The organism is Orenia metallireducens (assembly GCF_001693735.1).
Lineage (GTDB): Bacteria > Bacillota > Halanaerobiia > Halobacteroidales > Halobacteroidaceae > Orenia > Orenia metallireducens.
In genome coordinates this window covers 892,516-903,334 of record NZ_LWDV01000009.1, presented here as the reverse complement: position 1 = coordinate 903,334, position 10,819 = coordinate 892,516, and the positions used below count along the sequence as shown (strand labels likewise).

Annotated in this window: 10 protein-coding genes and 2 pseudogenes; 9 read left to right on the top strand and 3 right to left on the bottom strand. The window is 31.1% G+C overall.

From position 1 onward, the window contains the following. Positions 1–437: 437 nt before the first annotated feature. Entirely contained in the window at positions 438–830 is a 393-nt protein-coding gene (locus U472_RS12165) for a type II toxin-antitoxin system death-on-curing family toxin (RefSeq protein ID WP_068718828.1), read from the bottom strand. Beyond that, on the bottom strand, positions 827–1,051 hold the full coding sequence (locus U472_RS12160) for an AbrB/MazE/SpoVT family DNA-binding domain-containing protein (RefSeq protein ID WP_068718826.1): 225 nt from the start codon (positions 1,049–1,051) through the stop codon (positions 827–829). The genes U472_RS12165 and U472_RS12160 overlap by 4 nt, the downstream gene beginning before the upstream one ends. Before the next feature lie 1,071 nt (positions 1,052–2,122). Here U472_RS12160 and U472_RS12155 point away from each other — a divergent pair. From U472_RS12155 to U472_RS16900, 5 genes and pseudogenes are all read left to right on the top strand, one after another. Next, a complete protein-coding gene (locus tag U472_RS12155; protein ID WP_068718824.1) occupies positions 2,123–3,004 on the top strand; it encodes a hypothetical protein in 882 nt (293 codons plus the stop codon). A 229-nt stretch (positions 3,005–3,233) separates the two neighbouring features. Then, positions 3,234–3,652 (top strand): annotated as a pseudogene (gene tnpA, locus U472_RS16380) (IS200/IS605 family transposase). A gap of 25 nt (positions 3,653–3,677) precedes the next feature. Then, positions 3,678–4,094 carry an Rpn family recombination-promoting nuclease/putative transposase gene (locus U472_RS12150; protein ID WP_068718822.1) on the top strand — a complete coding sequence of 139 codons (417 nt, stop codon included), beginning with the start codon at positions 3,678–3,680 and terminating at the stop codon, positions 4,092–4,094. A 101-nt stretch (positions 4,095–4,195) separates the two neighbouring features. Further along, complete coding sequence (locus U472_RS17460; protein ID WP_281201103.1) at positions 4,196–4,324, top strand: hypothetical protein; 129 nt, start codon at positions 4,196–4,198, stop codon at positions 4,322–4,324. 522 nt (positions 4,325–4,846) lie between these two features. Next, on the top strand, positions 4,847–5,020 hold the full coding sequence (locus U472_RS16900; RefSeq protein WP_176714169.1) for a hypothetical protein: 174 nt from the start codon (positions 4,847–4,849) through the stop codon (positions 5,018–5,020). A gap of 111 nt (positions 5,021–5,131) precedes the next feature. Here U472_RS16900 and ylbJ read toward each other — a convergent pair whose 3' ends face one another. Beyond that, on the bottom strand, positions 5,132–6,376 hold the full coding sequence (ylbJ, locus tag U472_RS12145) for a sporulation integral membrane protein YlbJ (protein ID WP_141677983.1): 1,245 nt from the start codon (positions 6,374–6,376) through the stop codon (positions 5,132–5,134). A gap of 550 nt (positions 6,377–6,926) precedes the next feature. Here ylbJ and U472_RS12140 point away from each other — a divergent pair. The 4 genes and pseudogenes from U472_RS12140 to dnaN all read left to right on the top strand — a co-directional run bounded on the left by U472_RS12140 (position 6,927) and on the right by dnaN (position 10,805). Continuing rightward, positions 6,927–7,925: a LacI family DNA-binding transcriptional regulator gene (locus U472_RS12140; protein ID WP_068718820.1), complete on the top strand. Its 999-nt coding sequence runs from the start codon at positions 6,927–6,929 to the stop codon at positions 7,923–7,925. A 424-nt stretch (positions 7,926–8,349) separates the two neighbouring features. Then, entirely contained in the window at positions 8,350–8,478 is a 129-nt protein-coding gene (locus U472_RS17755) for a transposase (RefSeq protein WP_425415781.1), read from the top strand. 146 nt (positions 8,479–8,624) lie between these two features. Then, positions 8,625–8,942: pseudogene (locus U472_RS17750) on the top strand (IS3 family transposase); the annotation flags it as partial. A 762-nt stretch (positions 8,943–9,704) separates the two neighbouring features. Next, a complete protein-coding gene (gene dnaN, locus U472_RS12130; protein ID WP_068718818.1) occupies positions 9,705–10,805 on the top strand; it encodes a DNA polymerase III subunit beta in 1,101 nt (366 codons plus the stop codon). Positions 10,806–10,819 lie beyond the last annotated feature (14 nt).

The window sequence follows — 10,819 nt, the reverse complement described above, 5'->3', positions numbered from 1 at the left end:
GCAGATTAGCGACATCCCAACTAGAAAGGATAAATGAAAGCAAGGCTGACTTATGTGAGGATGGTAGCTTTGATTAGAAGTTGGAGCGTTTATGGGGACGTCGCGAAGCTGCGGGACGTTATAAGACATTTTGCTAAATGGAAGTTTTGTGGTTTGATTAAAAACAAAAAACACATAGTTTTCAGGGATAGATGTTGTAAAAATAATATCTTTGCCTTGAATTTATCACCAAATGATTAGTTTTGGACATTTTATATTTATTGCTAGAGTAAATTAGCATTTATATAATTCAGTAATTTTGATTTGATTTCTGTAAAAAACATAAAATTTATCATTTATTACATTTTTATTTAGGACTTTTAAGTATTGTATTGAAAAAATAGTTATACGTAATATAAGAAAAAGCTTCTTAATAAAGAAATTAAATTATCAAGAAGCTAGATAGAAGTGGTATTTTCTTTTAACCATTTTGTTAATTCATCTTTTGAAAGATTTTCAGATGATAGTTTTATCATTATTTTATAGGTTTCTTTTTCAGAAGCAGTTATTTCATAACCATTATTTTGAAGGAATGTATCCATAGCAACAAGAGCAATTCGTTTATTGCCATCTACGAATGGATGATTTTTGCATAAGTGAAACCCATAAGCTGATGCCATCTTGAATATATTGTTATGCAAATACTTGCCTTCAAAAGTGCTTTTAGGCTGCTCGATAGCAGAATAAAGAAGTTTTTCATCTCTTATTCCAGTGCTACCACCATAAATTTGGATGAGTTGTTCATGGAAATATAGTATGATCTTTTTAGGAATAAAATTTACATTTTTCATTTAGATAGTTCCTTTAATGCGTTTTTGAATTTTTGATTTGTTTTTTCAAAAGATTTAGTCCATTCTTCAAATTCAGGGTCGTAAGGAGTTAATGTAAAACCATCATTTTCTTCAATAAGATGGAGTTCTTCTCCTTCTTTCAAATGATATTTTTCCATGACTTCTTTAGGAATAGTAAATCCATAACTATTTCCAACTTTACGAATTTTTATAGTTTGCATAGTTATCACCTCACTTATATTATAACATTTGTATTACATAATATTCAATAGAAATTTAAATGGAAATTGAAGATTGGTAGGGAGATTATAAGGTTTGGAGAACGCAAAATGTCTTTATAACAGCACCTTAGCGACATCCCAGCTGAGAGGATAAATAGAAAGTGGGGCTGGCTTATGTCAGGATGTTAGTTTTGATTAAAGATTGAGAGCGTTGGAGGGGACGTGGCGAAGCTGCGGGACGTTATACGTCAGTACGACCAGCCCTTGAAATAACAGGGGGTAAGCTATATCTTAGGTTGTCTAAGTCTACTGTAAAGTAGACCTTTGGACTACCTATTCTATTTGAGGTAATTCTATCTATCGGTGTGTGATTGGTAACGACTGGGTGCTAAGCGATAGAGACAATGTGAAATACCCTGCTAGCCTAAAGCAGGTGAATTGCTAGGATAAATATACTGTTATGGTTAAATGAGTTGAACTACTGCAAGTTTCGTCAAACGTAAATAGTGAAATAAGGCTGAGACACTATGACCAAAAGGTGAGAGATGGGGTCAAGTAACTTTTCGTATTGCTTGACAAATAGACTAATATCTTCGGAGTAAAGGTAGAACCTAAGACAGTATGAATTGGCTAAGGTATAGAACTGGGTAAGCCCAATGGGTTCCTGAAATATCAGGTAGGTTAACAGTAATGTTAATACAATACTCAGTGGGTAGAAGAGATTGAAAGAAGTGAATGTCATCTTGTAATGAGATGGATAGTGGTTCAAAATTTGCCCTATTCTGAAAGGAGGCTGACTTTCTATAAGTGGTTTGAGGCTGGAAGGAATAAGAACTTTGTGAATGTGGCAAGCCAAATAACTCGTATGAGTGGGTGACCGCAGACTAGTAAAGTTAACGGACTCATATTCTGAAAGGTCAAGTAACAGATTAAAGTTTGTTACTGCCAATCCGAAGATTGGTTGATAACTGCTTGAGCCGTATGACGTGAAATTATCAAGTACGGTTCTTAGGGGAGAAGGGAGCTGTAAAGCTCCTAACTTACCCGACTAGCCCTGAGGGAGGTTTATAAATGATATTATTTGAATTTGCTAATATACAAAAAAGTAAAAAAATAATTGCTAAACGAGACCAATATTTAAAAGAATTATCACCACATGAATATGCTTTAAAGATGAAGAAAAATGAATCTATAAAGGAGAAAGAATTTATTGAGTTCTTGCAATCATGTGTTTTAGAATGGGAAGAAGGAGAAATTTTAAAATTAAAGGATATTTTATCTGAATTAAAAAAAGAACTAAATTTACATATCAATATTTCAAAACCAATATATATTGTTAAAACTAATGGTTTAGAGGAATGGAATTCTGCTTATACTAGAGAAAATGCTATTATTTTACCATCAAAACGAATTAATAGTGATGATAAAGTTAAGCTGAAAAAATTAATAATTCATGAATTATTTCATGTTATTTCTAAAAACTTTCCATCGTTAAGAGAGAAATTATATGCAATTTTAGGATATAAGAAAATTAATAATATTATACTATCAGATAAATTAAAGTCAATTAAATTAACTAATCCAGATGCCCCAACTATAAATTATTGTACATGGGTATATTTAAAAAAAGATTTAGTTCCTGTTGTTCCGATAATACTTATAAAAGCGGATAGGAAAAATATAGATTCAACCCAAGATATTCTAAAAAGTATTACAACTAAAATGTTAATTTTAGAAGAAGATGATAGTTATTATAAAGTTTTAAAAGAGTCCAAATTAATTAGTAGACAAGATATTAATAGGTTAAAAAATCCTGTAGCAAATGAAATGAAATATTTGGAACATCCAGAAGAAATAATTGCAAATTCATTTACTCAAGTTGTTACTGGAGATACAAGTAAAATATCTCAAGAATTATTGAATGGGATTTATAAATTATTGGTAAGAGAATAGAGAAGGGCTACTTCGTCCCAGATTGAACGGTTATGTACTCTATTATACGAACAGCACCTTAGCGACATCCCAGTTATGAGCATAAATGAAAGCAAAGCTGACTTATGTTAGACTTAGAGATTTATTTTCCATGCGCTTGGTCTAAAACCACCGCCTTTAGGCGGTATACGCTTTTAGTTTTTAAAATATTGTAAGAAATGACATACTATTCATTAAAGAGGTGATTAGTATGGTTGAATATACGAAGAAAGGTCATGCAGTATATGATATTAAGTACTATATAATATAGGTAACAAAATATAGATATAAGGTTCTTACAAAAAATATATAAATGCGACTAAGAAAATTGATAAGACAAGGATGTGAAAGTAGAAGTATCACAATTATAAGAGGTAGTATAGGAAAAGACCATGTTCACAGGTTAATATCATGCCCACCAAGTCTAGCACCTAGTAAACTAGTCCAATATTTGAAAGGAAGATCATCAAGGTTAATACAAGAAGAATTTCAGAATTAAAGAAGAAATATTGGGGGCAGTATCTTTGGACAAGAGGATATTTTTGTGCAACAGTAGGAAGCGTAAATGAAGAAACCATAAGAAATTATATTGAAAATCAAGGATTAGATAATATACAGGATATAATTTAGAGAACAGGATGTAATATTTTACTGTTTGTTAGAATTGCAATCAAATGTAGATTTTACGATGCCTTTTAGGCTATTATCCTATATGGTAGAGTTACTTAGGGATAGATATAACAATACAGACAAGAATGAACGAGAAAGAAAAGATTTTAGATTTCCAGCCATTATTTCAAGGGTGCTTTATAATGGAGAAAGTAGCTGGACAGCAATAAACAATTTTAAGGAAATGTTTAATGGTTACGAGAGTTTTGGAAGTTATCTAATTGACTTTGAATATATATTATTTGATATCAATTGTTATTTAGAAGAAGAATTGCTTAATACTGCTAATGTAATTTCTTCAGTATTTTTATTAGATCAGAAGAAAGATAGGCAAAGAGTTATAGAGAGGTTAAGGAAGTTAGCCAATGTATTAAAATCTATGAATGAAGATATAACTATATGAAACAATGGTAAAAACGCCTTTCAAGTTCGGGATTTAGTGCAGAAGAGAAGGAAAGGTTAGAAAAGATAATAGAAGAATCAAATCCACAGGAAGTGGAAAGAATGATTAATAATTATGTTAGAAGTGTAGGTCGGTATAAGCAAGAGGGAATTGAGATAGGGATAGAGATAGGTGAGAAAAGAGGAGAAGAGAAAGGTATAGAGAAGATAGTAAAAATGGTATCAGTGTAAATGAGACAGTTAAGATGACTGATTTAGATAGGTAGGAAGTAGAGAAGATTAAAGAAAAATATGATATTTAACGAAATGTAGTAGGCAACCTGTAAAAGGGTTGTCTTTTTTAATAAGATATGGCAATGTAATTGAACTAGTCAAGATTTGTACTAAAACAGTTTAGTATAATCTGCATAGGCATAACCACTATTAATGAAGAGAGAGTATCTCTATGACGATAGTTATAATGTCACTGATCAGATTATTAGAACTTCTGAAGAGACGGACTATGAATGGAATATCACCACTATCGAGTAGTTAAGATGATTAAAGCTGATGGAAGTAGTTAGACCGAGTAGGGAATAAGCTCTTTGAGAAGGGTGGTAATGGTATCCTAAGAGAATATAGCTACAATATTTCTGCTCAGTTAACTGAGATCAGAAGCATTGAAAAAGTAATTAAGGTACTTGATACCATGTATCTTAATGATGATAAACGAGATTATATGAAGCTAGGTTAAAGTGGTTACGTGATGAAGAGATGGTGTTGAAGAAGGCTAAAGAGAAAGATATAGAAAAGATAGTAATAAGTATGTTAAAGAAGGGCATAGAAGTAGAAGAAATAATTCAAATGACAGATTTATATGAAGAAGAGATATATAAGATTAAAGATTTAATCTTATATAAATATGAATTATGTAAAAGAGTTGTGTAATCAAGAAAATATAATAAGTACAAATTAGGGATTGAAGATAGATTAAAAACAGATTGTAATATAGACAAATATTATCAATTAAAAAAGCAGAGCTTCTATACTCTGCTTTAATCATTCTGAATAATGAAACATTACAAGTTTAATCTTCTTAATAAAATAGATAGTTAAAGATGTAAAGATCAAAAATCCTAAAAATAATAGTAATCCGCTGGACATTTTGGTAAAATGATCCCAGTATCCAATAGTATAATTGACTCTATTAGCTAGAGATGTAACTGGTGTAATTAGATTAGAAGAGATGGCTTCCAAAGGCTCGAATAAGAAGTATGTAACAAGACTAGCTATTATTCCGTGGAATACCCTTGCCCAGAGATATGGTTTCATCCGTAAGTCAGTACCATTAATCATAGTAGCAACCTGTGCATGAACAGATAATCCACTCCAAGCAATAATACCACTAGTGATGATTATTTTTTGATTCAATGGAGCCATAGATTGACTAGCTAAATGAGAGCCATTGGTTATTTCAAATAATCCACTAATAATAGGTAAGACAAGGGACTGGTCAAAGCCAAAGGGTTTTAAGACAAATACTATTCCAGCAGTTATCAATTTAGTAAAGCCAACTAGAGCAAGTACTCTTGTTAAGACAGAGAATAAGATAATATATCCTCCAATTAATAATAAAGTGTTAAGAGACTCTTTAGTGGCATCTCCAATCAGTTGTCCTAAACTTCTACCATCCTTTCTTCTAGCTTGGTATAGCTCACTAAAAGCTCTAGTAAAGATGTTTCCTTCAGTATCATTATTACGAGAAACATCTTGATTATTCTCTTTGGGATTATAGAATCTTAAACCTATACCAACAATTAGACAGGAGATATAATGGGCTAGGGCCAAAATAGTACCTAGTTTAGCATTACCAAACATCCCTACAGCTACAGCACCAATCATAAATAAAGGGTCAGCAGTATTAGTAAAGGAGACCAATCTCTCTCCTTCAGCTTGGGTACAGAGTTTCTTTCTTCTTAAGTTACCAGTAATCTTAGCACCGATAGGGTATCCAGAAGCCAGACCCATAGCAAAAGCAAAAGCACCAACTCCAGGGACCTTAAAGACAGGTTGCATCAAGGGTTCTAATAATGTCCCCATAAAATGGACTACTCCCAGTCCCATTAAGATTTCCGCCATAATAAAGAAAGGTAGGAGTGCCGGAAATACAACTTCCCACCAAGTATGCAAGCCACTTACAGCGGCATCAAAGGCTTGTTCTGAAAATATAATTAAAGAGATTGTAAATAAGATCGCAATTAGAGCCTTTGTGTTGATTGCTCTTTTATTAATATCATTTTTCAAAGGGCTCCCTCCTTTGTTGAGATTCCTTATTTATTAATATTTGAATTAGAGATATAATATTACTTTGATTTTGAGAATAAAAAATTGATACTTTAACCCATTGTGCTAGTTAAATTTAAATATCAATAGTGTCTTTTATGGGTATATTACGACACTTTGATACCTCATCCCCTAACCCCTTCTCCTACCTTAGGAGAAGGGAGAAAAGTAAAAGAGAAAGAGTTTCCCCACTCATTAGTTAAGGAGAGACTGGTTGTGTACGAAGAGTAATTGAACTGTATTACTCGTAGGGGGATTAAGGGGTGAGGTGTGAGGTTTTGAACTTAATTTTTAACTATAAAAGTGTCGCAATATCTCTCTATTGTATCAGTTCTTATACCAGCACAAGGCGTTATATATTAAAAATTATAAGGATTGCTTGACAGGAAGTATTAGGTATAGTTATAATAAATCTTAATCGGTTAGAATGTAATTAATTACTATATAAAGGATAGCTAAACAGTTAGAATTTATTATGATTTATAGCTTATAAGACTAGGGGGTTTAATAAATGGCTACTATGAAAGATGTTGCAAAACTTGCTGGCGTTTCAGTGGCTACAGTTTCTGCTGTTATCAATACTGATTCAGGTGTTAATGTAAGTGATAAGCTAACTAAAAGAGTTGAGCAGGCTATAGAAGAATTAAATTATAGACCTAATAGGATAGCAAGGGCTCTTTCTAGAAAAGAAACCAATACCCTTGCTCATCTTGTTCCAGCTATTGATAATAAATTCTTTTCTCAGATAGCTAAAACTGTTGAGGATATGGCTTTTGAAAGAGGATATAGTGTTTATCTATGTAATACTGAAAGCAAAACCGATAGAGTAGAGTTATACATGAAGAACTTATTAGAAAATAGGGTAGATGGAATTATTACTACATTAACTTGGGAGATTACTGAAAGTGATTTTATTGAAACAATAACTTCAGAAGGTATTGCTGTAGTTGGTTTAGCTGGAGGTAGAATAATAGATGAGATTGATACAGTTACAATTAATAATGTGGATGGAGGGGCTATTGCTACTAAGCATTTAATTGATGCAGGTCATTCTCATATTGGCTTTATTGGTGTCCAAAATAGTAAGACAACAGAAGACAGGCTTGCTGGCTTTAAAAAAGCTTTAAAGGAATCAGAAATAGATATAAATGAAGATTATATAGAATTAGGAAGTGAATTTTCTAGAGGAGAAGGCTTTAGACTTACTGAAAAATTAATCAAAAGAAGGCCTGAATTAACTGCTATCTTTGTTTATAATGATGTGATGGGAACAGGAGTTATAGATAAGCTAAATGAGCTTAAGATGGATATACCAGAAGATATAGCCATTATTGGATTTGATGACAGCGTAGCCACCTATGTTAGACCAAAGTTAACTACTATGGCTTTACCTAAAGAGAAGATGTCCAAACTTGCTATAGACATGTTATTTGATAGAATAAAAGGCTCAAAAGAAGAACCACAACATAAAAGTGTATTACCAAAGTTAGTTAAACGAGAATCTACTTGATATATATGGTATTTGATGAGGATTTTATATTAGAAATAATTAAGTTAATTTAGAATCTAAAGATAGAACAAAAAATTTTATTAAGAATCATGGATACAGATGCCTTGAAAGTAGTTTTTGGACTATAAGAGATTAATTAAAAACATAATTATTATTTGATTTTAATCTATACTAATCTGTATACATCTATAACTAATAATTTAAATTCTTTTTTATATTTCATATGACTATATACTCTTTTTAATTTTATATAAGTTCTTTTGCCAAGTAAGATTCCCCCTATTTATGAGACAGTAAGTTAAGATGTATAATAGACTTACTCAAAGGGTGATTTAAAATGAGTAAAAATAGAAGAACATATGACGAATAGTTTAAGCGTGAAGCTGTTGAATTAAGTTTTAATTTAGATAAAACCTGTAAAGACATTGCTGAAGATTTAGGCCTTGATTATAATACTCTAATTAGATGGCGCAAAGAATATCGAGATAATAGTGATTTAGCTTTTCCAGGCAAAGGAAAACAAAAACTTTCACCTGAAGAGGAAGAAATCTAAAGATTAAAAAAAGAATTACGCATTGCTAAAGAAGAACGTAATATTTTAAAAAAGGCAGTAAGCATCTTCTCAAAGAAACCACAGTAAAATATGGTTTCATCCGAGATTATAGTAAAGAATTTGCTGTAGAGAGGATGTGCCAAGTTTTAATATTTCATTCAGATCGAGGCAGCCAATATGCAAGTCATGATTTCCAAAAGCTATTATGGAAAAGTGGATTTAAATCGTCAATGAGTCGCAAAGGTAACTGTTGGGATAATGAAGTGGCAGAGAGCTTTTTTGGAACGTTAAAAACAGAATTAATCCATAATATTAGTTATCAAACTAGACAATAAGCAAGACAAGATATATTCGGGTATATTGAGATTTTCTATAACAGATTTAGAATGCATTCAACTTTAGATTATAAAAGTCTAGTAGAGTACGAAAAAAGAGAAAAACCGCTAAATTATGTGTCTAATTGAATGGGGGAACCTCACTCTGCTTAGAGACTCAAGATTATCCAAATGCAATCAATTTAGATAGTTTAGAAACTAAGACTTATAGCCCAGAGAATATTTATGAAGCAAAGACTAGTTATAGATTCTATGTAGATTAATTTATAGCTTAAGTAATTTTATAGATATTGGATTATTACTTTAGATTAATAAAAGCATGTGACAATATTTTAATCACATGCTTTTTATCTTTAGATTGACTTTTATTACAATAACTTTAGGTATTATAACAATAGAAAATACTTTTGAAAAGTAGTATAATATGGATATGCCTGTTTAATATGTAGATAAATAGTGTCAATTCTAAATTTTGATGGAATATATTATATTAGTTCATTATAGGTAGTAATATTAATGGAGATGTTCAGATAGTTTGAATATCAAAAACTTTAATTTAAATACACTCACATTAAAATGGTGCAATATCTTTTAATCTTCTACTAGCATGACTGGTATTAATAGATTACATAAGGTAAATTAAATAGTAATTGAACTTTTTTAATTTTAAAGACTAAAAAGCATGGTAATATAATCATTATAGTTATATAATAAGATTTTATTCTATTAAATAATTGAAAAGTAGGTACTAAAGATGATAAGATATGATAGGGGATTTGGGATATACTAAATATCATACTATAAAGCTTAAGATATTCTTATTTATACTTAATTAAATCAGATAGCTTACTTAATAATATAAAATATGATAAATTTTATTAGGAGGTACTTATGAAGATAGAAGTAAATCAAAAAGAATTTCATCAATGTATAAATACTGTTAGAAAAGGGGTATCTACTAAGACTACGTTACCGATTTTATCGGGAATTTTATTAAAGACAGAAGGAGATCAATTAAAGTTAATTGGAACAGATTTAGAGATAGGAATTGAGTCCTTTGTAGATGCGAATATAATAGAAGGAGGAGAGATTGTTTTACCAGCTAATTATTTTGGTAATATAATTAAAGAATTACCAAATGATATGGTTAGAATGGAAGTTAACCTGTCTAATAATACGGCTTTTATCAAATGTGGTCATTCTAAATTTAATATTAATGGCTTTGCAGCCGACGAATTCCCAACATTACCAGAGATAGAGTCTGGGTATAGATTTAGCATTGCTCAAAGTAAATTTAAAGATATGATTAACCAAGTTGAATTTGCTATATCTCAAGATGAAAGTAAACCTTTTTTAAATGGTGGTTTATTATTATTAGAAGAAGGGGAGATTAAGTTAGTAGCTACAGATACTTATAGGTTATCTTACTGTCATAATCCACTTGAGGATCAAGAAGTAAAGTTGGAGTCTATTATTCCTGCTAAAACTATTAAAGAATTAAGTAGATTGCTTGACAATTCTGATGAAGAGTTAGAGATCATTATTACTGACAATCAAATTTTATTCAGTTTTTCAGGGATTATAATGATATCACGTCTGATTGAAGGGCAATTCCCAAGCTATAAGTATGTAATTCCTAATACTAGTGCTATTCAGGCCAAGGCCGATAAAGAGAAGTTGTTAAGGGCAATTAAAAGGGCTGCTCTATTGGCAAGACAAGATGCCAATATCATAAAGTTAAATTTTGCTCAAGATGAACTGGTAATTACTGCAAACGCCCCTGAGGTAGGACAGGCTTTTGAAAGGGTAAGTATCTCCTTAAGTGGTGATGAAACAGAAATAGCATTTAATGCTAATTATTTAATTGATGCTTTAAAGGCAGTTGATAATGAAGAGGTTACTTTAGAGTTATCTGGTCCTTTAGCTCCAGGAGTAGTAAAGAGTCAATCAGGAGATTATATCTGTGTAATTATGCCTGTAAGAAGTGCTTGATTTAAAGATTGAAA